Here is a 22,925-nt window from a genome sequence, read left to right as displayed (position 1 = left end):
AACGTGAAACCTGAAACTTGAAACTATTTTTACAGGTTATGAACTGCTTGTTTGAATTGCTTTCCACGATCTTCGTAGTTTTCGAATAAATCGAAACTTGCGCAGGCTGGAGATAACAAAACTGCATCACCTTTTTCTGTTAATCTTTGTGCCGTTTTTACAGCATCGTTCATGTTGTTTACTTCTACCATGATGTCAACAACGTTTCCAAAAGCATTGATTATTTTTTGATTATCGATTCCTAAACAAATAATTGCTTTTACTTTTTCACGAACTAATGACATTAATTCGTTGTAATCGTTTCCTTTATCAACACCACCCACAATCCATACTGTTGGTACATTCATACTATCCAGCGCAAAGAAAGTAGCGTTTACATTTGTTGCTTTTGAATCGTTGATGTATTGTACATTCTGAATTTTCAATACTTTTTCTAAACGGTGTTCAACACCTTGAAAATTTGATAAACTTTCGCGAATTGTTGCATTTCTAATTTGCATCAATTTTGCTACAGAGCTTGCTGCCATTGCATTTTTCATATTATGTTTTCCTTCTAACGCAATGTATTCTGTTTCCATTGTAAACTCTTCTTGGTTGATCTTTATTTCCATTTTGTTGTTATTTATAGAAGCTCCTTCGTCAAAACTTTTTGTCAGTGAAAAAGGAATTAATTTTGCTTTTGTTTTATTATTTTTTAACCATTCTGTACTTGCTTCATCATCTGCATCGTAAATCAGATAATCACTTTCCGTCTGGTTCATTGTTATTCGGAATTTCGAATTGATATAATTTTCATATTTATAATCATATCGATCTAAATGATCAGGACTTATATTGGTAATTATCGCAATATCCGGCCTGTAATCTATGATTCCGTCAAGCTGAAAACTGCTTAATTCAAGAACGTATGCGTCGTATTTATTTTCGGCTACCTGCCAGGCAAAACTCTTTCCGATGTTTCCTCCCAAACCTACATTCAATCCTGCTGACTTTAGCAAGTGATGCGTTAACATTGTTGTGGTAGTTTTACCGTTACTACCCGTAATTCCAATTGTTAAAGCTTCGGTAAACGGTTTTGCAAATTCAATTTCCGAAATCACCTGAACTCCCGCCGCAATAAGCTTCTTAACGATCGGAGATTTTTCCGGAATTCCCGGACTTTTCATGACGACATCGGCATTCAAAATCAGGTCTTCTGTATGTTGCTCTTCTTCCCAGGCAATCCCATTTATGATAAGAACTTCTTTATAACTTTCTTTTATTTTTCCAAAATCAGATACGAAAACTTCGTATCCCTGTTTCTTTCCGAGAATAGCCGTTCCAACGCCACTTTCTCCTCCACCTAACACTACAAGCCTCATTTATCTTAATTTTAAAGTAACAATTGACAATATGGCTAACATGATGGCAACAATCCAGAAACGGGTTACGATTTTACTTTCGTGATAACCTTTTTTCTGATAATGATGATGCAATGGCGACATCAGGAAAATTCTTCGGCCTTCGCCAAAACGATTCTTTGTATATTTAAAATATGCTACCTGAATAATCACTGAAGCACTTTCTGCAAGGAAAATTCCACAGAATAACACAATCAATATTTCTTTACGAACGGCAATTGCCAAAACTGCAATGATTCCACCAATCGTTAAACTTCCTGTATCACCCATAAACACAGAGGCGGGATATGAATTGTACCAGAGGAATCCAATTAATGCCCCCACAAAAGCGGATATAAATACCGTCATTTCTCCCGAATTGGGGATATACATGATATTCAGATAATTTGAGAAAATAATATTTCCGGATACAAACGTAAATATTCCGAGGGCGAGGACTGATATTGCCGAGGTTCCTGCGGCGAGTCCATCAATTCCATCTGTTAAATTAGCTCCGTTAGAAACTGCCGTGATGATAAAAATAACCACCGGAATAAAAATCAACCATGCCCATTTTTCATATCCGTCTCCTAAAAACGATAAAATTTCAGCATAATCAAATTCATTATTTTTTACGAAAGGAATCGTAGTTGCCGTAGATTTTTCTTCAATTGGAGCCGGCACGACAACAGTTGTATTTACATCTCTGTAGATATCTGTTCTTCCGGTATCAGTTCTCACAGTAACGGCAGGATTAAAATACAAAACCGTACCTACAATAAGTCCTAAACCAACTTGCCCAATAACTTTAAAAATACCTTTAAGTCCTTGTTTATCTTTTTTGAATATTTTAATATAATCATCCACAAAACCAATTGTTCCCATCCAAAGTGTGGTTACAATAAGCAATACGATGTAAATATTTTGCAAACGGGCAAACAATAAAACCGGAACAAGCGTAGCAAAAATGATAATCAGACCACCCATTGTTGGCGTTCCGGCTTTTTCATTTTGACCCGCAAGACCAAGCTCACGAACTGTTTCACCAACTTGTTGCTTACGCAGAAAATTGATAACCCGTTTTCCGTAAATCGTGGATAAAAGCAGCGAAAGCATAAATGCTAAAGCCGATCTAAAAGTGATGTACTGAAAAACCCCTGCTCCCGGCATGTCTAATGTTTTTCTCAAATATTCAAATAAATAATATAGCATATATCTTGGTTTATTTGGTTAATCGTTAATTTGTTTATTCGTTAGTCTGATTCCTAATTATTCGATGAAACGAATAATCAATTAACCGGTTAAACTTTATTTTGTTAGTTGATCTAAAATTTCTTTGACAATTTCCATATCATCAAAATGATGGCGAACACCATTTACTTCCTGATATGTTTCATGTCCTTTTCCTGCAATTAATATAATATCATTAGGCTGAGCCAATTGACAAGCGGTTTTAATAGCTTGTTTTCTGTCTGTAATTCTCAGCATTTTTTTATAATTCTGTGGTTCAACACCTTTTTCCATTTCATCGAGAATCACTTCGGGATCTTCGTTTCTAGGATTATCAGATGTTAAAATGGCTTTATCGCTCAAATCTGTTGCAATTTTAGCCATAATTGGTCTTTTCGTTTTATCTCTGTTTCCACCACAACCAACAACTGTAATCAATTGTTCGTTTTTAGTGCGGATGTCAGCAATCGTTTTCAAAACATTATCTAAGGCGTCCGGCGTGTGGGCATAATCTACAATTGCCGTAATATTTCCCTGAGAAACGATATACTGAAAACGTCCTGAAACGCTTTCTAAATCAGACAGTAAACGCAAAGCTTCTAAACTGTCCATTCCTAATTCTACCGCCGTTCCGTAAATTGCTAAAACATTATAAGCGTTAAAAGTTCCGATTAGTTTTACCCAAACTTCGTTCTCGTTTACTTTTAATAATAAACCGGACAATTGACTTTCTAAAATCTGAGCTTTAAAATCAGCATAGGTTTTTAAGGCATATGTTCGTTTTCTTGCTACTGTATTTTGCAGCATTACAGTTCCGTTTTTATCATCGATATTTGATAAAGCAAAAGCCGTTTTTGGCAATGAATCAAAAAATGACTTTTTTACATCTCTGTATTCTGCAAAAGTTGGATGATAATCTAAATGATCATGCGAAAGATTGGTAAAAATCCCTCCAACAAAATGCAAAGCTTCTGTACGTTTTTGGTGAATTCCGTGCGAACTCACTTCCATAAAGCAATGTGTAACGCCGGCCTCAATCATTTCATTTAAATAATGATTAATTGTGATAGAATCCGGAGTTGTATGTGTTGCATTATATTCTGTTTCATCAACCATAATTTTTACAGTTGATAATAAACCAACTTTAAAACCTGCCTTTTGAAACAATTGAAACAATAATGAAGCAATTGTTGTCTTTCCGTTTGTACCTGTAACGCCAACTAATTTTAATTTTTCAGAAGGATTTCCAAAATAATTAGCCGCCATAAAAGCCAAAGCCGTATTAGTATCCAGAACTTTTATATAAGTAATTCCTTTTGCAAGGTTTTGAGGCAATTCATCACAAATAATGGCAACTGCACCTAACTGAATTGCTTTTTCGATATAATCATGACCATTAGAAAGCGATCCGCGAATGGCTATAAAAACATCATTCTCTTCAATTTTTCTTGAATCAAAATCAATTTTATGGATAGCAATATCCGTTGAACCAGTTACAGATTCAATAGCTACTTTATATAATATGTCTTTCAGTATTTTCACGATAATTCTAATACTATAGTTGTGTTTTTACTAATATTTTGTCCAGCTTGTAAAGACTGTTTTTTTACTTTTCCTACTCCGTTTACTTTTACTTTCAAACCTAAGTTTTCCAATAAAGCAATAGCATCCATTCCCGGCATTCCTTTTAAATCAGGAATTTGATTTGATTTTTTATTGGCTTCAACTACATAATATTTATCATAACTTGAATCCTGTTTTGGAACTCTTGAATCCAGTTTTTTAACTTTATTTGTCGAAGGCGCATCTGTAAATATTTTTTGGGCGATTCTTTTAAAAACCGGTCCTGCAACGTCAGCTCCATAATAATTATTCTTTGAAGTATTGGGTTTGTGAACCACTACAATACAAGAATATTTAGGATGATCTGCCGGAAAATAACCTACGAAAGAAGAAGCATAATACAATGCCGATTTTCCTTCTTTGCCTGCATAATTCATTTGGGCTGTTCCTGTTTTTCCTGCCATCGAAAAATCTTTCGAATACAATTTAGAAGCCGTGCCTTTTTTAACCACATTCAGCAATACTGCTTTTAATTTTTTTATGGTTTCAGGCGAACAAACACGTGGATTAATTACTTCTACATCAAATTTCTTGATAGTTTTATTCCATTCTTTTATCTCTGATACAAATTGCGGCTTAACCATCACTCCATTATTAGCAACCGAATTGTAAAATGCCAGCGTCTGCATTGGTGTAACTGAAACTTCATATCCAAATGCCATCCACGGAAGTGAAATTCCCGACCAGTGTTTGTCTCCAGGTTTTGGTATATAAGGTCTTCCTTCTCCTTTAAAATGCAATCCTAATGGTTTATCTAATCCATAACTCTTAATGTGATTTACAAACCTGGATGGATTACTTTTATAGTTTTCATAAACTGCCTGAACCATTACGGTATTTGAAGAAAGTTCGAAACCACGTGCTAATGAAACTTTTCCGTAACCTCCGTGGTGTGAATCATTAACGGGACGCCCGTAATATCTTACTTGTCCGCCGTGACTATCGTAAACCGTACTTGTATCTGCTACTTTATCTTCTAAAATCGCCATTAAATCGACTAATTTAAAAGTTGAACCAGGCTCATGAGATTCTGCAACAGCATAATTTGTGGTTTCGTAATACGATCCGTCTTCTGCTCTTCCTAAATTCGAAATCGCTTTTACATGACCGGTTTCTGTTTCCATGACCACAACACAACCGTGATCTGCTTCGTAATCTTCTAGTTGTTTCAATAAAGCATGGTGCGCGATATCCTGAATAAAGACATCAATTGTCGAGATCACGTCGTAACCATCAATTGGATCAACTTCGTTTAAATCACGAATAGGTTTCCACTGCCCTTTTGCAATTTTTTGTTTTAAAATCTTACCGTCTTTTCCGTTTAGGTAATTTTTAAAAGCCCATTCGATTCCTTTTCCAACTTCAACTCCTGTTGCAGGATCAATTCTGTCGTAACCAATCGTTCTTTCGGCAATTTTCCCTATCGGATGTTTTCTAACTGTTTCCTGTTCGATGATAATTCCGCCTTTAAACGGACCTAAATTGAACAACGGAAATCCTTTTATTTTTACATATTCAGTATAACTCAAATTGCGTCCTATTAAATAGTAGCGATTTTTGTTTTCTCTGGCTTTTCTTAATTCTTTTTCATAATAACCTCCTGGTCTGTCCAAAATAGTCGCCAATGAATCTGCTAATGCTTTTACGTGTTTTTCAAAAGTTTCTGTTTTTGGCGCTTTTGCATCAAATCTAATTTCATAATTAGGAATTGAGGTCGCCAGTAAACTTCCGTCTGCCGAATAGATATTTCCCTTGTTTGCCGGAATTACAAAATTCTTGATGGTACGCTGTTTAGCGAGTTTTCTGTAATAATCTCCTTCAACCCATTGAATATTAGTTAACTTAACAACAATAGCAATTGCCATCACAAAGATGAAAACTGCTACTAGGTAAATTCTGTAGGATATATGTTTATCGTCTACTGCCATATTCTTTTAAAGAAACTTTTTTCTTCTTCTTTTTTAACTTCTATTTTAACCGGAGGAACTGTTGATGGAAAAATTTGCTTTTCAAGCATTTTATCCGAAATCGTTGACTCCATTTTTAATTTCATTAATTCTGATCTTCTGTCTACAAATTCAGATCGCAATTCTTTTACTTCGTTTCCTAATTTTGCAATTTCAAAAACCTTTTGTTCGTATCGCTGTGTATTGGCAATCATGATTATCGCAAGCAAAATAAGGAAAACAATAAACCGCCAGTTTTTGACAGCGTCATCGTTTAATAGAAATCTTGCTTTTAATATGCTAAATACTCCGCCTTTCATTTTATACCTTAATTATATCTTTTCAGCAATTCTTAATTTTGCGCTTCTTGCTCTGTTGTTGATTTTAATTTCTGCATCATCAGGAACAATCAATTTTCCGATGGTTTTAAACGGAACCGTAAAATTTCCGTAAAAATCGCGTTCCGGTTCACCTTCAAACATTCCGTTTTTTATAAATCTTTTTACCAGTCTGTCTTCAAGAGAATGATAAGAGATTACAGAAAATCTTCCGCCCGGATTTAAAATTTCTAACGATTGCTCGATAAATTCTTTTAAAACATCCATTTCCTGATTTACCTCAATACGAATAGCCTGATAAATCTGAGCCAATATTTTGTTTCGAACTCTTTCCGGTAAATATTTTGCCAGAACTTCTTTAAGCTCGTCTGTCGTTTTGATTGGATAACCTTGCCTTGCTTCTACAATTGTTCTTGCCAAAACCGGTGCGTTTTTCAACTCTCCATAATCAAAAAAAACACGACGTAAATCCTGTTCTTCATATTCATTAACCACACGGTAAGCATTTAAATCATTTTTCTGACTCATCCGCATATCCAGTTCGGCATCAAATCTGGTAGAGAAACCGCGCTCCGGAACATCAAACTGATGGGATGAAACTCCTAAATCGGCCAAAATTCCGTCAACACTTTTAACTCCGTGAAAACGTAAAAATCTTTTTATAAATCTAAAGTTCTCATTAATTAAGGTAAACCTTTCATCCGGCAACGCATTTGCAAGCGCATCTTCATCCTGATCAAAAGCAAACAATTTTCCGTTTGGTCCTAATCGTTTCAAAATTTCTTTTGAATGACCTCCACCACCAAACGTAACATCTACATATATTCCGTCAGGTTTAATATTTAAACCATCCACTGTAGGATGAAGTAAAACCGGATTATGATATTCCATTGTCGTCGTCATTAATATTTCCCATTACTTCTTCGGCTAAATCTGCAAAATCCATATCTTCGCCGCTTATTGATTTTTCATATAAATCCTTATCCCAAATCTCCACTATATTAACCGCAGATGAAAAAACCACATCTTTCGAAATATTTGAAAAAGCAACCAAATCCTTTGGAACCAATAATCTTCCTAATGCATCAATCTCTACTACTTTAACTCCCGCAGTAAATCTTCGAATAAAATCATTGTTCTTTTTTACGAAACGATTGAGTTTGTTGATTTTTTGCATCATCAAATTCCACTCATCCATAGGATATAATTCTAAACACGGCTGAAAAACAGAGCGCTTCAAAACGAAACCGTCCTGAAGAGAGGATGCCAATTGCTTTTTTAAAGGTGCAGGCATCATTAGCCTCCCTTTAGCATCGACTTTACACTCGTATGTTCCTACAATTGTGTTCAAGAAAAATTCATTAACATGTTATACAGCAAAAATATAAAAAATATTACCACATTTTACCACAAAATACCACTTTGTTAATAAGTTTAACCACTTTTACCCAAAACAGGCTAATTAATAGAGAATCAATTGGATAGATTATAATTAATCAATCAGCAATTCTATTTAACAATTGCAAAAAATACATAGTCATTCTCTTAAAAAACCATAGATTCTGTTAGTTTTTTAACATTTGGCAATTATTCATTTTTTATGAATAAAACCTGATTTTTAACCACTTAGAAGTTCTACTGAAATTATGTAGTTAAAAAATGGTAGCAAAAATCCATTTTTATTTATTAAACCCTATATTTGTCCAAATTGAAATTGGCATTAGATTAGATGGACAAAAACTACAAAAAAGAAGGCAAATACAGCTATTATGAAGCTGGAGAAGGAACTCCTATCGTAATTTTACACGGCTTAATGGGAGGTCTAAGTAACTTTGATGCTGTAGCAGAATATTTCCCAACGAAAGGATACAAAGTTGTTATCCCTGATTTGCCAATATATACCCAAAGTATTTTAAAAACGAACGTAAAAAGTTTTGCGAAATACGTAAAAGACTTTATCACTTTTAAAGGTTTTGATAAGGTAATTTTATTAGGTAATTCACTTGGAGGACATATTGCTCTTTACCACACAAAATTATATCCTGAAAAAGTTGCAGGACTTGTAATTACCGGAAGTTCTGGTCTTTACGAAAGCGCAATGGGAGATAGTTATCCAAAAAGAGGTGATTATGAATATATCAGAAAAAAAGCTGAAGATGTATTTTATGATCCTAAAATTGCTACCCCTGAATTAATTGATGAAGTTTATGCAACCGTTAACGACCGCATAAAATTGATCAAAACCTTAACCATTGCAAAGAGTGCTATTCGCCACAATATGGCAAAAGATTTACCAAAAATGACAGTGGAAACCTGTATCATCTGGGGTAAAAATGATGCTGTAACTCCACCAAATGTGGCCGAAGAATTTGATAAATTATTGCCTAATTCAACTTTGTATTGGATAGACAAATGTGGACATGCTGCTATGATGGAACATCCTCAGGAATTTAATGCAATTCTTGAAGAATGGCTTACTAAAAAGAATTTATAGCATCTAACTTTCGATTTCTGGAGGTTTAAAAAACAAAACACATGAAAATTACAACCGCCGAATTTATTATCAGTAATTCTGAAGTTGCAAAATGTCCAAAAGATTTTTTGCCGGAATATGCTTTTATCGGAAGATCAAACGTAGGGAAATCTTCGTTGATTAATATGCTTACCAATCATAAAAATTTAGCCAAAACTTCCGGAAGACCAGGAAAAACGCAATTAATAAATCACTTTAAAATTAATAACAATTGGTTTTTGGTCGATTTACCAGGTTACGGTTACGCTAAAGTATCTAAAAAAACAAAATCTGTTTTCCAGCAATTTATCACTGATTATTTTGAAACCAGAGAACAGCTTGTCTGCGCTTTTGTTTTAATTGATATTCGCCATGAAGCCCAGGCTATCGATATTGAATTTATGTCGTATATGGGAGAAAGCGAAATTCCGTTTTGCATTATTTTCACCAAAGCCGATAAAATCAGTAAAGTAAAAATAGATTCACACATTGCTGCATACAAAAAACAAATGTTTGCCAATAACTGGGAAGAAATGCCCCATTATTTTGTTACATCGGCTACAGAACAAACAGGAAGAGAGGATGTTCTGGCATATATTGACGAAGTAAATCAGGAGGTTTTTAAAAATAACTCTGAGTTTTAAAAATAAAATTCCAATACTGAAATTCCAATATTAGAATTATCAAAAATAGAAGTCTCAAATTCCAATTAAAAGTTGGAATTTGAGATTTTTTATTTGTAGTTAAAATCTTTAAATAAATATTTATAACGTATACAAGACAACTTTTTTAAACTACATTTGAAGCAAATCAAAATAAGTTTATGAAGAATTTTACATCGCTCTCTTTTCTTTTTCTCTTAATTTTATCTTCCTGCCAGACACCAAGATATATGTTTATCACCGGACAAAGAACCGGCGTTGATTTTACATCTGGAAAATGGCTTTTAAACGAATTGGATTGTCCAAAAAATTCAAAAGATAAAATGACCGATGAAACTCTAAAATTTTTCAGAAAAAGCGTTGGAGACAGATTATCTTATATTAATGACGTGAATGGATTATTGGTTACAAGAAAGATTCATCTCAATCCGAATAGCGTAAAACTAAAAGAACTCAAAGACGGCACCGGTTTTGATTTTTTCATTAATATTTCTACCAAAAAAAACAGCAGCGACTTTTCTTCCATAGAACTTTATCAGGGCGATAGTGAATCCGGAAAAAATGAAGCTTCTGTAATTCTCGAAATATATGATTTAAACCTGAAGCAAATCATTTATTCCCAAAATGTTGTGGGTATCACACATAAGGCAAACACAAAATCAATGTGGGAAACAGAAAAATCAGATAAGCTGCTTGACAATGTTACTTTTTATAAAAACTCGGATGCTTTGATGCTGGGCGCTTTAAAAAAGATATTTAAGGATTTAAAGAAAAGATCTGTAAATAATAAAATTTAAATTCCAATAATAAAAAAAAACCAAATTCCAATTTACAGATTGGAGTTTGGTTTTTTTTATTCGAAATTTCAACTACCAGAATTGGAATTTGGAATTTAAAAATTGGAATTTTACTTAGTAAGTTCCAGTTTCTCTGCAAAATAATCACAGAAGTCTTTCATAGTATCTGACATTTTTTCGTCGTCTGTAGCGCGTTTAAAAGTATCTGACATGGCAACCAATGTCTGGTGAAAGAAAATTTTCATTTCATCAACAGGCATATCTTTTGTCCATAAATCGATGCGCATGGTTTCTTTGGCTTTGCTGTCCCAAATAGACAACATAATCGCTTTTGCTTCTTCGGCCTGAACACCACCGTCCTGAGCGCTCCATGTTAATTTTTCAGGAACACGGTTTTCGTCTAATTCTATATTGAATTTAATTTCTGAGTTTATTGTATCTGACATTATTTCTTAGGTTTATATTTGGACTTTTCGAAAATTTCTTTTGCGTTTGTTTTTAATAATTCCGGCAGCGTTACATTATTATTTTTCATGTACGAACGCACCATTTGCCATCCAATCCAGGCACCAACTCTTCCGGGTGAATCATTATCTATTTCAAGATAAAATTTTGAAAACGGAGCAGGCGCAATAAATCGGGTGTTTAATTTAGGATCTTCGCTATACAGCATTTCATTTTCAATAAAATGACGCCACATATAACTTTCGTTTTCTTCACACCATTTTATTTGTTCCGGCGTGTAGCCCATTTTTTCAGCATCTGTATAATCAGGTAAAAGCAAATCTTTGGAATACAATTGTTTTCCTTCAAATATCATTTGAGAAAGCAAAGTTCTGTCTGTTGAAGCAGGAATTTTTCTGAAAGTAAAACTCGAAACCACATCGGGCATAATTTGTCTTTCTTCAAAATTCTCTTTTAAGTAATTTGGAAACTCATAAAACTTATGATTTTTCCCTAAGTATAACTCTAACGAGACAATAACAAGACTATCTGCATATATGGCTTTTGTGGTATAATCCATTTCTCCGATAACCGTAATTACTTTTGGAATTTTAGTTTCAGGAAAATAATATTTTACGTGCTGAAAAAGTGCGTTGAATTCTTCACGAACAGGTTCAAAATTTGAATATTTTTTTTGAACCTCATCATAAACTTCTCTCCAGATTGGATCCTGCATTTTATTCAGCCATACATTATCATCATTTCCGGCAGGAAAAAAGAAAGGATATTGTTTTTTTACTTTGGCTAAATCCTGAGGTTTGGTTTCAAAAAAAACTTTATCAAAACGTTCTACCTTAACATTCACCGGAATTTCCTCGACAGCTTTTTCTACTTTACTTTTTTGATCACAAGACAAAAAAAACAAGCACAGAACCACTACAAAGCGATATATTTTCATTTTATTTTAATTAGATTTGTGTTGCATGAATTTAAGTACAACTGATACTTAAAAATATTTGTGCAAATATACATTCCAGTATCTTAAACTTGACCTATTATGACTAAAAAAAGCACTATTCAGACAGAAAAAGTAAATACACACATTGTTGAGTGGTTAAAAAATTATGCTACCAACGCAAAAGTAAATGGTTTTGTAATCGGAATTTCCGGTGGAGTTGATTCTGCCGTTACCTCTACTTTATGCGCTCAGACAGGATTGAAAGTTTTATGTGTAGAAATGCCCATTCATCAGGCAGAAAGTCAGGTTTCCAGAGGAAGGGAACATATAGAGCAATTAAAAAAGCGTTTCTCTAACGTTTCTGATGTTAAAACAGATTTAACTGACACTTTTGAAGCATTTAAGAGCGCTATGCCTACTTCAGAAGATTCAACAAAAGTTAATTTATCACTTGCGAACACACGAGCACGTATCAGAATGACTTCTTTATATTATTTAGCAGGGATTAATGGCTTATTAGTTGCCGGAACAGGCAATAAGGTTGAGGATTTTGGCGTAGGGTTTTACACTAAATATGGAGATGGAGGCGTCGATTTGAGTCCAATTGCCGACTTAATGAAATCTGATGTTTATGCTCTTGGAGAATTTTTAACAATTCCGGAATCAATTTTAACGGCTGCACCAACAGATGGATTATTTGGCGACAACAGAACTGATGAAGATCAATTAGGAGCAAGTTATGATGAGCTTGAATGGGCGATGCTGGCCGCGGAGTCAGGAAAGACGCCAGCTGACTTCACTGGGAGAGAAAAATCTGTCTTTGAAATTTATAAACGTTTAAACACCAGCAACAAGCATAAAATGGATTCAATACCAGTTTGTTTGATACCAAAAACGTTAAAATAAACTTTTTAACATTTGTCTGCGATTAATTACAGAATTTATTTATTAATTTTACAGCTCCAAAAAACATGATAATAATTCTAAAAAGGTAAAATTATGATTAAAGTATGTCTTGCAGACAATCATCCTGTGACTCACTTTGGCGTTAAGTCTTATTTCAAAGACCACGATCAAATTTCAATTGTTGCCAACGTAGGCAATTTTTCAATGGTTAGAGATATTCTTCAGACGAAGGAGATCGATATTCTAATTCTGGATTTAGAATTAGAAGGTCTTTCGAGCATCTTCGAGGTGAAATCTATCCTGAAAAATTTCCCAAAAACAAAGATTGTAATTTTTAGTGACCTCGCTGAACAAATGTACGCTCCAAATGCAATTAAAGCGGGAGTTTCCGGGTACGTGCACAAAACAGAAAAACTTGAAACTTTAGGTCTTTCTATTATTAAAGTACACGAAGGAAAAATTATTATCAACGAAACTGTACGTAAAAACATGGCTCTTATTGCTAAACAAAGCAAAAGCGAACGCTTGTACAGAAAACTTTCGAACCGCGAAATTGAGGTTTTGCGTTACTTAAGTGATGGTAAGAAAAATAATGAAATCTCAAAAATTTTAAACCTGAACGAAAAAACGATCAGTACTTACAAATTGAGATTATTGACTAAATTAAACGTGACTAATTTAGTTGACTTAGTGAACAAAGCTAAGACATTAGAGATCATTTAATGGTGTAAAATTACTCTTCCTGATATCTTCCAAATATCAGATGAATAATCCAGAAACCGTAGACAAAAGCTCTGTACTATTTTAATGGTACAGAGCTTTTTAATTTTATTAATGATAAGGAACAACTACCCGACCCAGTTTTCTTGAAAAATTATTCAGGAGTTTAGAATAATCAATTACCATAGAAAGTAGCTCTGAGTTATCTTCCTGTGGATCAGACAGCAAAGATTGTTTGAGTTCATGGATTATTTTAGAAACCAAATACCAGCGCAGCGAGAAAATGGTATCTGAAACATTTTGTTCTATCGTTACATTTTTATGTTTCGGAAAAATATTTTGCCCTTCCCAATTGTGAATAGCAACTTTTTCATCTTCCATTAATATATTGGTCACTTCCTGAGCAAATTCAGTCGGTAAATGCATTAAATATTTATCCAAACTAAAACTTTCATTTTGGTTATAGAAATCAATCAAACCGTTGAAAATATTTTGGAATAATGAATTTGAAAGTTCTACCTCATCTTCCTGCAGGCTTAAATAAACTTTCTCATAAACTTTATATTTTCTTTTTTCTATAACTTCTTTGACAACACCTTCTTCGTCAGCTTTTAGGTAAACATCTTCAAAATCTTCCAGAACACTTCCGTAAAGCAATAATATTTCAATTATTTTACGTTCAAAACCATATAAGATATCGACTTTTTCTGTCTGTTGTCCCGGATATCCATATTCTCCCGGATAGTCGTCCGGCGGTCCTGTTCTTGGATCATCCGGATCTCCACCTGAATAGCCTGTGTTTTTAGGGTTTTGGTTTCTAACAACATCAAAAGGTTTTTGTTCCTGCTTTTGTCTTTTATTAGCTTCTGAAATATCTTTTTGAATCAACTGCGCCAGCGTACTTACTAAAACCTGCTCAGAAATATCCATTATTCGGGCACATTCCTGAATATATACTTCACGCTGAATACGATCCGGTATTTTAGAAATACTCGTTACCATATCGCGAATCAGATCTGCTTTTTTTATGGGATCATTCTTGGCTTCGTTCATTAAAATCGAAGCTTTAAATTGTATAAAGTCTTTACTGTTTTCTTCTAAATAAGCGACTAAAGCATCATGAGAATTTTTGCGCGCAAAACTATCCGGATCTTCTCCATCGGGAAAAGTACAAACCCTTACGTTCATTCCTTCTTCCAGAATTAAATCAATTCCACGAATAGAAGCACGTAATCCTGCAGCATCTCCGTCAAAAAGTACTGTAATATTTTTTGTTAAACGATTGACCAAACGTATCTGATCCGGCGTTAAAGCCGTTCCGGAAGAAGCCACGACATTCTCGATTCCGGCCTGATTAAACTGAATTACATCGGTATAACCTTCAACCAAATAACAATTATTTAGTTTTGCGATGGATTGTTTGGCCTGAAAAATACCGTAAAGCACTCTGCTTTTATGGTAAATATCACTTTCGGGAGAGTTTAGATATTTGGCTGCTTTTTTATCATTGGTTAAAATACGTCCCCCGAAACCTAAAACACGTCCGGACATACTTTCGATAGGAAACATTACACGGCCTTTGAAACGGTCAAAAGGACGATCTTCTCTGGCAATTGTCAAACCGGTACTTTCCAGAAATTCCAGTTTGTACCCTTTTCCCAAAGCTTCTTTTGTCAGTGCATCCCAGGTTTCCGGTGAATATCCTAAACCAAACTTTTTAATCGTTTCGTCTGTAAAACCTCTTTCCTTGAAATAGGAAAGTCCAATTGCTTTTCCTTCTTCTGAATGTAAAAGTGTATTATGAAAATATTCTTTTGCAAATTCTGAAACGAGATACATACTTTCACGAACATCCGTAATTGCTTTTTCAGCATCTGTCTGTTCGGTTTCTTCAATTTCAATATTGTATTTTCTGGCTAAATAGCGAATGGCTTCCGGATAAGTAAAATGAGAATGTTCCATCAAAAAAGCGACAGAATTTCCTCCTTTTCCGGAACTAAAATCTTTCCAGATACCTTTTGCAGGTGAAACCATAAACGACGGAGAGCGCTCGTCTGAGAAAGGACTCAGACCTTTAAAATTACTTCCGGCGCGTTTTAAATTTACGAAATCACCAATAACCTCCTCAACACGAGCGGTTTCAAAAACAGAATCAATTGTACTTTGTGAGATCAAAACGTAAAATATTTTTAAAAATTGAGAGCCTGTAAAAGTACATAAATCAATCTTGAAATTTGATCATTTTCCATAAAAAAAGTGCCTCTTTCAAAGCACTTTTTCTACTAACTAAACTCAACTCAATTCTTAATTTAAATCGAAACGTAATCCTAATGAAATATTTTTTTCTTCGACTACATTATCCTGAAACAACGGACTTAAATCGTATTTTGCATACAAACTCAACGATTTATACCCAATGTAAGAACTTAACCCGTACATAAAATTATTGACGTTGTAATCACCTTTTATGGTTGTTTTATATTTTAAATCTTCTTCTTCAAACTTTAAAATTTGTTTTGATTTTACATTAATTCCGGCATAGCCTCCAATTCCAAAACGGAAACTTTTATGGGTTCTAAAATAAGTTTTTCCGTTAGTTACAGTTGGTTTAGAAAAATCAAATTCTAAATGCAATGGCAATACTAAATACACGTTTCTAAATCGGGATTCATCCAGATTTATGGTATTTACTTCCAGATCCGTCTGATTTCCATTTACAACAAAGCTACGGTTGTCTGTTGGGCGAATATTATTGTACATTAAGGAGAGTCCGTATTTTGCATGTAATAAATTGTCGTTTTTCATTAATCGTGAATTATAGGTAAAACCCCATTCGTAAAAATGTGAGCCTATAAAACTGTAATTCGAATCCTGAAGTTTACCCTCGACCATCATATTGTTTAAACCCATTGCAAACACAAATTGCGAAGTCGTTCTTTTTTCACCATGAATAGAATCTCTTCTTTTTCTGTTTTGCTCATTCCAGTTTCTGTCGTTCCAGTGAATTATCAAAGTATGTTTTCCGGTCGAATCCTGCTCTTTGATTTTTCCATCTACTTTTTGCTGAACCAAATCATTGAGTTCGTTTTGTGCCAAAGTTATTTTCTCTTCAATGATTACTGCCCTTGCTTCTGCCAATTCCTTTTTGCGTTTATCAGCTTGTTCCTGCGTTATTTTCCCTTCAGATAATTGCACATTTACAGCTTCCACTTCTTCTTTTAAAGTTGCCTTTTCTTCTTTGGTAATTTTCTCTATTTTATTGGCAATTTGTTTTGCCCTTGATTCAAAAGTTTCCTGTCCCAGCACTTTGCTGACAAATAAGAAAACTAAAATTACGAGGTAAACGGTAAAATTTTTCATGATTGATTTTTGATTTTGATTGATGATTTTTTTTAATTATTAATTATTGATTGCGAATTTACTTTATCTCCATCGGGTTAATCCCGAAGCGTCGGAACGACGCTACAATATGGATCATTCCTCCGGAACTAAAAATCTATTTTCTATTTTCTATTTTCTATTTTCTTTTCTCTTTCTCTTGCTTCTTTATTCTTGCTTCTTTACTCTTTCTTCCTGCTGATTCCTATTCGCCAAAGCCACTTTTACCGTCTGATAGTTTTTATTGACTTTTGTAATTACTTTTTCCCGAAACGAAAGCTCTAATTCTCCATCAACCTGATTGAGTAAATCGCTGGCATTGACTTTTATTTTTGATTTTGGCTTAGCCTGATTTTCTGCAACAACAGTTTTCTCGGCTGTGTTTAACAATTGCTCGATATTTTCATTTTTAGAAGTTTCGACAACTGAAGTTTGATTATTGATTGATTGTTTTTCGGAATTGTTTTTGATGATGACTGAAGACTCCGCTATTTGATTTTGCTTGTTTTGAATTGTTTTATCTGAATTTGATTTTGAAACCCCGGACTGATTATTTCCTTGGTTTTCTAATTTTTCGATTGATTTCTTTTCTGAAATGGCGATTTCGGTTTTATTTGAATCTATTATATCCGAAGCTGGTTTTAGGGTTGAATCTTTCTTTACATTTTCTTCAGTAGCCACATTTATCTTTGGAGTTTCAATAGCATTTTTCTTCTGATTAAAAAAGAAAGTACTGACTAATAGAAAACCAATAATACTTGCCGCGATGTAAAGCCATCTTTTTTTTGATGCTTGCAGAGAGCGAAGTCGAACTGTGGGCTTTTTTTCTTCAGCAATACTCAACATGGCGTCTAATCGGTCCCAGGCTTTGTCGCTTGGTTCAATTTTACGTTGGTTTAGTTTGTCACGGAAATCCTTTTCAAAATTATTCGGTTCCATTATCTTGTTTTTTTAATGTATTAATTTGTGTCTGCAACATTTTTCTCGCGTGCGATAATTGCGATTTCGATGTTCCTTCATTAATTCCTAACATCTTGGCAATTTCATTGTGTTTATAACCTTCGATAGCATATAAATTGAAAACCATTTTATAACCGTCTGGCAAAGCATCTATCAAAAACTGTATCTGATCTATCGAAAACTGAATGTCGATGGCATTAAAACTTTCTTCGACATAAATTTCATCTTCGGTAAATTTTACTTTTTTCTGAACTCTTAAATACGAGATGCATTCATTCACCATGATTCGGCGAATCCAGCCTTCAAAACTTCCTTTATGTTCGAATTTATTTAAGTTGGTAAATACTTTCATAAAAGCGGTAATCATTACATCTTCTGCGAGTTGAATGTCTTTTATATATTGCCGGCAGACACTTAACATTTTTGGAGAAAACCGACTGTAAATTTGCTGTTGGGCTTGTCGATTATTTTCGACAGCCAACTTTATAATTGCAGCTTCTTCCTGATGTAAATGAATAATTTTCATTTATAAGCTTTTGGTTTTGGTTTAGCAACAGACTTCTATTAGCATAGACGATTATGGATTTGAAATGGTTGCATGGGGTGGAAAAAATTTCAATAAAAAAATTCCAAATTCCAAAAATTGTGAATAAAATTTCAATAAAAAAATTCAAAATCCCAACAAAAAAAAAAGAAAAAGCACCTAAATATTAAGCGTTTAAGAATAATTTTCTAATTGACAAATTATCTAATTATCTAATTAAAAAAAACTATTTCTTTCTCTCAATAACGTAGTTTACCATCAAAATAAGTGCGTCTTTAAATTCAGAATCGGGGAAATTCTGTAATAATGAAAGTGCTTCCTGCTGGAATTCCACCATTTTATTTTCGGCGTAAGCCAAACCATTATTGTCTTTTACAAAAGCAATCACTTCTTTGACGCGTTTTTTGTCTTTATTGTGGTTTTTGATGGAGTTGATCAGCCACTTTTTTTCCTGCGGAGTACAGGTATTTAAAACGTGAATTAAAGGCAAGGTCATTTTTTGCTCCTTAATATCGATTCCGGTTGGTTTACCGATGGCTTCTTCGCTGTAATCAAACAAGTCATCTTTGATTTGAAATGCCATTCCGATAAGTTCACCAAATTTGCGCATATTTTCAACCTGAACATCATCTTCAATTACCGATTTTGCGCCAAGAGCACAACAAGCCGCAATAAGTGTAGCGGTCTTTTTTCGGATAATCTCATAATAAACATCTTCGGTAATGTCGAGTCTTCTGGCTTTTTCGATTTGAAGTAATTCTCCTTCACTCATTTCGCGAACGGCTACAGAAATAATTCGGAGTAAATCAAAATCGCCATTATCTATGGAAAGCAATAATCCTTTTGAAAGTAAATAATCTCCAACCAAAACGGCAATTTTATTTTTCCAAAGCGCATTGATAGAGAAAAATCCGCGGCGGCGATTACTGTCGTCAACCACATCATCATGAACCAAAGTTGCTGTGTGAATTAGCTCAATTACAGAAGCACCACGATACGTTCTTTCGTTTACAATACCTCCGGAAACCATTTTTGCAGTCAGAAAAACAAACATCGGACGCATTTGTTTTCCCTTTCTGTTTACAATGTAATAGGTAATGCGGTTCAGCAATGCAACCTTTGAAGTCATCGATTCGTGGAACTTTTTTTCAAAAAGTTCCATTTCGTTAAAAATGGGCTGTTTTATTTGAGAAGTAATATTCATTTCGATTCCAAATATACTATTTTAAATAAAAAAACGTTGTCTATTTTATGTTAGTATATGAACAAATTATTTACTAATTAAAATTTTAACCAAAAAAACATCTAATTCCAATTCCTAATTTGAATTCATTAATTAAAAGTAAAACCTAAACTTATTTATTATGAAAACAAAATTTTTATTAATTGGAACTTGTATCACTTTATCATTTTTTATTAGTTGTAATTCTGATGAAAGTGGAAATGACGGAACTACGGCTAAAATCTCGAATGATGAGATTATTACGAACTCTAAAATTGATGCTTCGATTGAAGATGTTACTAATATTGCCGAAGATCAATTTGATGCGCAACAAAACAGCGCTAATAAACCAAGCGGGCCTGTAAAAAACTTTTTGCCAAGCTGCGCTACAATTACAACAGTTTTAACCAATAATACCTGGACAAGAACAGTAGATTTTGGTGTTGAAGGATGTACGCTGGACAACGGAAATTTTGTAAAAGGAAAAATGGTTGTTTCGTTCTCAAATGATTTTACGGCAGCAACACAAACAATCAGTTATACTTTTGAAGGTTTTTATCACAATGGCAGAAAACTTCAGGGAAGCAAAAGTATTGTTCGAACTAAAAAAGCCACAGATTTACTCGCAGAAGTACATCCTGTTTTAACAGCAACAATTGATTTAACCATTACTTTTGATGACGGCGGTGTTTATTCCCGAAAAGGGACTTTGACAAAAGAAACGATTTCAGGATATAATACCTGGTTTAATTGGGATGATAACAAGTCTGTTGTAACAGGAAGCGGAACCACAACTTTTCCAAATGGCGATACTTATTCGGCCGAAATTACGACTCCTTTAGAGTTTAATGCTGCCTGTAAAAAACCATTTGCTGTAAAAGGGGTTTTATCCTTAACTAAAAATGGTGCAAATGCCGTAATTGATTACGGAAACGGAGATTGCAATACTTTGGTAACTGTTACTAAAGACGGTACAACCGAAGAAGTTGACTTAAAAAAATAATACCTTTTTTGCCCAAAAAAAAGCATTAAAAACAGGATGGGATCTTGTCTTTAATGCTTTTTTATTTATTTGAAATTTATAAACGTGTAATCCCTACGGGATATATTTACTGGTTGTTATTGTTTTTTCTACCAATATGTAATTCCTAACGGAATTTATTTTTATTCAAATATCTCGGCGATTTTAAATGTTGGCAGAAAATCAATTCGTGTATATTTTTTATTCCCTGGGAACTATACAATTATTCAGTCAAATTACCTTCTTTGTTCGCTAATTGTCCACATGCGGCATCAATATCTTTTCCGCGGCTGCGACGTACTTTTACCACTACTCCAATATTTTCAAGTGCTTTTATATAAGCCATAATCGATTCTTCTGAAGCTTGTTGAAACTCTCCGTCGTCGATTGGGTTATATTCGATTAGATTGACTTTACAAGGCACATATTTGCAAAACTTAACCAAGGCATCAATTGACGCCTTATCGTCGTTAATTCCTTTCCAAACTACGTATTCGTACGAAATTTTGCTTCTGGTTTTTCTGTACCAATATTCAAGTGCTTCACGCAAATCTTTTAAAGGGAAATTTTTACTGAAAGGCATGATCTTCGCGCGAATTTCATCAATTGCAGAATGCAGAGAGACCGCCAGTTTGAATTTTACATCATCGTCGGCCATTTTCTTAATCATTTTCGGAATTCCGGATGTCGAAAGCATAATACGCTTTGGTGACATTCCCAAACCTTCCGGCGACGTAATCATATCGATTGCTTTAATAACATTATTATAATTCATTAAAGGTTCTCCCATTCCCATAAAAACAATATTCGAAAGCGGATGATTATGATACAAACGGCTTTCTTTATCAATTGCCATAATCTGATCGAAAATTTCTCCCGGCTCCAGATTTCGCATGCGCTTTAATCTTGCCGTTGCACAAAAATTACAATCCAGACTACAGCCAACCTGACTCGAAACACAAGCTGTTGTTCTGGTATCAGTTGGGATCAAAACTGATTCTACAACCAAACCATCATGCAAGCGAACAGCATTTTTTACCGTCCCGTCGCTGCTGCGCTGCATTGTATCAACTTTAATGTGATTGATCACAAAATTATCTTCGAGCATAGAACGTGTTGTTTTGGCAACATTGGTCATATCCTCAAAACTGTGCGCTCCTTTGCTCCACAACCATTCATAGACTTGATTTCCGCGAAAAGCTTTGTCATTATTGGCAACAAAAAAATCTCGTAATTGATCTTTTGATAAGGCTCGTATGTCTTTTTTCTCCATTTGCATGGTGCAAAGTTAATCACTTTTGTCATTTTTTTAAAATTTAGATGCATTCTTAGCAAAACAAAAAAATGGCAAGAAAAAATAACACAATGAATTAGGAAAGAAATACGGCGTTTAAGTTCAATTTTCTATAGGAATGAGCAGGCTCAATATTGTTTTTCAGATGAATATTATAATTATTAAATAAATTTTCAACTATGATTTTTATCATTCTATTTCCTGCTTGTGCGCAATAAATTTGATCAGGAAATAAGACCAGTTTTGATCCTGTAACTTATCGAATTACAACTTTCTTATTTAATGAATAACCCACAATATTATCAAAGATGAAAACAATTAAATCAATTTTATTGACAGTGATTTTAATAACAATGTCAATACAGTTAAATGCGCAAAGAAATTATAATATAGCAAGATCAACTTTTGAAGTTGCAGGAACTTCAAATATACACGATTGGTCAATGAAATCTTCAGAAGGAAACGGGATTGCTAATTTAACAGTTATAGATTCTAAAATCGCAGATATAAACAACTTAACTATTACATTATTAGCAGAAAGCATAAAAAGCGCGAAGACCAGTATGGATGACGTGGCTTATGAAACTCTCGATACAAAAACATATAAAAACATCAAGTACGTTTTAAAATCTGCAAGTAAAGTAAACGAAACAACCTGGAATTTAACCGGAGTTTATACAATCGCAGGAATCAGTAAAGAATATAAAACTGTTGTAAATGTAACCGCCAACAATGGGAACTTTACTTTGAAGGGATCTAATCAGGTTACTTTTGCAGATTTTGGAATGTCACCTCCCACTGCGGCACTCGGTGTTGTCAGAGCAGGAAAAGACCTCACTATAATTTTTAATCTTACTTTTAGTGAATTAAACATGAAAGGATCTTTGACACAAAATTGATCTAAAAAATTTAAATTTAAGTTTTCGAAAACATAAATTTTGGCACGAGAATTGTCTTGCTCTGAAAAGAAAAATAATCTTACGAAGAGCGC

General features: G+C 34.0%; 22 protein-coding genes. 7 read left to right on the top strand and 15 right to left on the bottom strand.

Annotated features, from left to right (window positions below; translation table 11 throughout):
* Positions 1-29: 29 nt before the first annotated feature.
* The 7 genes from murD to mraZ form a co-directional block, all read right to left on the bottom strand.
* Entirely contained in the window at positions 30-1,361 is a 1,332-nt protein-coding gene (murD, locus tag AC3QL1_RS09030) for a UDP-N-acetylmuramoyl-L-alanine--D-glutamate ligase (RefSeq protein WP_492496926.1), read from the bottom strand.
* Positions 1,362-2,591, bottom strand: a complete 1,230-nt coding sequence (mraY, locus tag AC3QL1_RS09025) for a phospho-N-acetylmuramoyl-pentapeptide-transferase (protein WP_492496924.1) — start codon at positions 2,589-2,591, stop codon at positions 1,362-1,364.
* 96 nt (positions 2,592-2,687) lie between these two features.
* Positions 2,688-4,151 (bottom strand): UDP-N-acetylmuramoyl-L-alanyl-D-glutamate--2,6-diaminopimelate ligase, encoded by a 1,464-nt coding sequence (locus AC3QL1_RS09020; RefSeq protein ID WP_492496922.1) that lies wholly within the window; start codon positions 4,149-4,151, stop codon positions 2,688-2,690.
* Positions 4,148-6,160, bottom strand: a complete 2,013-nt coding sequence (locus tag AC3QL1_RS09015; RefSeq protein WP_492496921.1) for a penicillin-binding protein — start codon at positions 6,158-6,160, stop codon at positions 4,148-4,150. Before AC3QL1_RS09015 ends, AC3QL1_RS09020 begins: the two co-directional genes overlap by 4 nt.
* Positions 6,151-6,498: an FtsL-like putative cell division protein gene (locus tag AC3QL1_RS09010; RefSeq protein WP_492496919.1), complete on the bottom strand. Its 348-nt coding sequence runs from the start codon at positions 6,496-6,498 to the stop codon at positions 6,151-6,153. The genes AC3QL1_RS09015 and AC3QL1_RS09010 overlap by 10 nt, the downstream gene beginning before the upstream one ends.
* A 12-nt stretch (positions 6,499-6,510) precedes the next feature.
* On the bottom strand, positions 6,511-7,419 hold the full coding sequence (rsmH, locus tag AC3QL1_RS09005) for a 16S rRNA (cytosine(1402)-N(4))-methyltransferase RsmH (RefSeq protein ID WP_492496917.1): 909 nt from the start codon (positions 7,417-7,419) through the stop codon (positions 6,511-6,513).
* A complete protein-coding gene (gene mraZ, locus AC3QL1_RS09000) occupies positions 7,394-7,867 on the bottom strand; it encodes a division/cell wall cluster transcriptional repressor MraZ (protein ID WP_318802018.1) in 474 nt (157 codons plus the stop codon). The genes rsmH and mraZ overlap by 26 nt, the downstream gene beginning before the upstream one ends.
* Before the next feature lie 378 nt (positions 7,868-8,245).
* Here mraZ and AC3QL1_RS08995 point away from each other — a divergent pair, with 378 nt between their 5' ends.
* The 3 genes from AC3QL1_RS08995 (at position 8,246) to AC3QL1_RS08985 (ending at position 10,487) form a co-directional block, all read left to right on the top strand.
* Positions 8,246-9,010, top strand: a complete 765-nt coding sequence (locus AC3QL1_RS08995) for an alpha/beta fold hydrolase (RefSeq protein WP_492496914.1) — start codon at positions 8,246-8,248, stop codon at positions 9,008-9,010.
* Positions 9,011-9,051: 41 nt separating this feature from the next.
* On the top strand, positions 9,052-9,672 hold the full coding sequence (yihA, locus tag AC3QL1_RS08990; RefSeq protein WP_492496912.1) for a ribosome biogenesis GTP-binding protein YihA/YsxC: 621 nt from the start codon (positions 9,052-9,054) through the stop codon (positions 9,670-9,672).
* 179 nt (positions 9,673-9,851) lie between these two features.
* A complete protein-coding gene (locus tag AC3QL1_RS08985) occupies positions 9,852-10,487 on the top strand; it encodes a hypothetical protein (RefSeq protein WP_492496910.1) in 636 nt (211 codons plus the stop codon).
* Positions 10,488-10,597: 110 nt separating this feature from the next.
* On the opposite strand, the gene gldC is transcribed toward AC3QL1_RS08985, so the two are convergent.
* Positions 10,598-10,933: a gliding motility protein GldC gene (gene gldC, locus AC3QL1_RS08980; RefSeq protein ID WP_026985662.1), complete on the bottom strand. Its 336-nt coding sequence runs from the start codon at positions 10,931-10,933 to the stop codon at positions 10,598-10,600.
* Positions 10,933-11,889: a gliding motility lipoprotein GldB gene (gldB, locus tag AC3QL1_RS08975; protein ID WP_492496908.1), complete on the bottom strand. Its 957-nt coding sequence runs from the start codon at positions 11,887-11,889 to the stop codon at positions 10,933-10,935. The genes gldC and gldB overlap by 1 nt, the downstream gene beginning before the upstream one ends.
* A 99-nt stretch (positions 11,890-11,988) precedes the next feature.
* On the opposite strand from gldB, the gene nadE reads away from it, so the two are divergent.
* Positions 11,989-12,795, top strand: coding sequence for an NAD(+) synthase (gene nadE, locus AC3QL1_RS08970; RefSeq protein WP_492496907.1), 807 nt, complete (start codon positions 11,989-11,991; stop codon positions 12,793-12,795).
* 93 nt (positions 12,796-12,888) lie between these two features.
* On the top strand, positions 12,889-13,518 hold the full coding sequence (locus AC3QL1_RS08965) for a response regulator transcription factor (protein ID WP_026730588.1): 630 nt from the start codon (positions 12,889-12,891) through the stop codon (positions 13,516-13,518).
* A gap of 108 nt (positions 13,519-13,626) precedes the next feature.
* On the opposite strand, the gene dnaG is transcribed toward AC3QL1_RS08965, so the two are convergent.
* The 5 genes from dnaG to AC3QL1_RS08940 form a co-directional block, all read right to left on the bottom strand.
* A complete protein-coding gene (gene dnaG, locus AC3QL1_RS08960; RefSeq protein WP_492496906.1) occupies positions 13,627-15,690 on the bottom strand; it encodes a DNA primase in 2,064 nt (687 codons plus the stop codon).
* Positions 15,691-15,819: 129 nt separating this feature from the next.
* Entirely contained in the window at positions 15,820-16,875 is a 1,056-nt protein-coding gene (locus AC3QL1_RS08955; RefSeq protein WP_492496904.1) for a F0F1 ATP synthase subunit B family protein, read from the bottom strand.
* Positions 16,876-17,061: 186 nt separating this feature from the next.
* On the bottom strand, positions 17,062-17,832 hold the full coding sequence (locus AC3QL1_RS08950; RefSeq protein ID WP_492496902.1) for a hypothetical protein: 771 nt from the start codon (positions 17,830-17,832) through the stop codon (positions 17,062-17,064).
* Positions 17,819-18,379 (bottom strand): RNA polymerase sigma factor, encoded by a 561-nt coding sequence (locus tag AC3QL1_RS08945; protein WP_492496900.1) that lies wholly within the window; start codon positions 18,377-18,379, stop codon positions 17,819-17,821. Before AC3QL1_RS08945 ends, AC3QL1_RS08950 begins: the two co-directional genes overlap by 14 nt.
* 244 nt (positions 18,380-18,623) lie before the next feature.
* Positions 18,624-19,601: a polyprenyl synthetase family protein gene (locus tag AC3QL1_RS08940; RefSeq protein WP_492496898.1), complete on the bottom strand. Its 978-nt coding sequence runs from the start codon at positions 19,599-19,601 to the stop codon at positions 18,624-18,626.
* Positions 19,602-19,761: 160 nt separating this feature from the next.
* Between AC3QL1_RS08940 and AC3QL1_RS08935 the strand changes: the two genes are divergently transcribed.
* Complete coding sequence (locus AC3QL1_RS08935; RefSeq protein ID WP_492496896.1) at positions 19,762-20,622, top strand: hypothetical protein; 861 nt, start codon at positions 19,762-19,764, stop codon at positions 20,620-20,622.
* 241 nt (positions 20,623-20,863) lie between these two features.
* Here AC3QL1_RS08935 and rlmN read toward each other — a convergent pair whose 3' ends face one another.
* Positions 20,864-21,919 (bottom strand): dual-specificity RNA methyltransferase RlmN, encoded by a 1,056-nt coding sequence (rlmN, locus tag AC3QL1_RS08930; RefSeq protein WP_492496894.1) that lies wholly within the window; start codon positions 21,917-21,919, stop codon positions 20,864-20,866.
* A gap of 323 nt (positions 21,920-22,242) precedes the next feature.
* Here rlmN and AC3QL1_RS08925 point away from each other — a divergent pair, with 323 nt between their 5' ends.
* A complete protein-coding gene (locus AC3QL1_RS08925; protein ID WP_492496892.1) occupies positions 22,243-22,833 on the top strand; it encodes a YceI family protein in 591 nt (196 codons plus the stop codon).
* Positions 22,834-22,925: the final 92 nt, after the last annotated feature.

This window comes from Flavobacterium sp. GW823-FHT04A11, from assembly GCF_058796535.1.
This window is presented reverse-complemented; position numbering and strand designations above follow the sequence as displayed.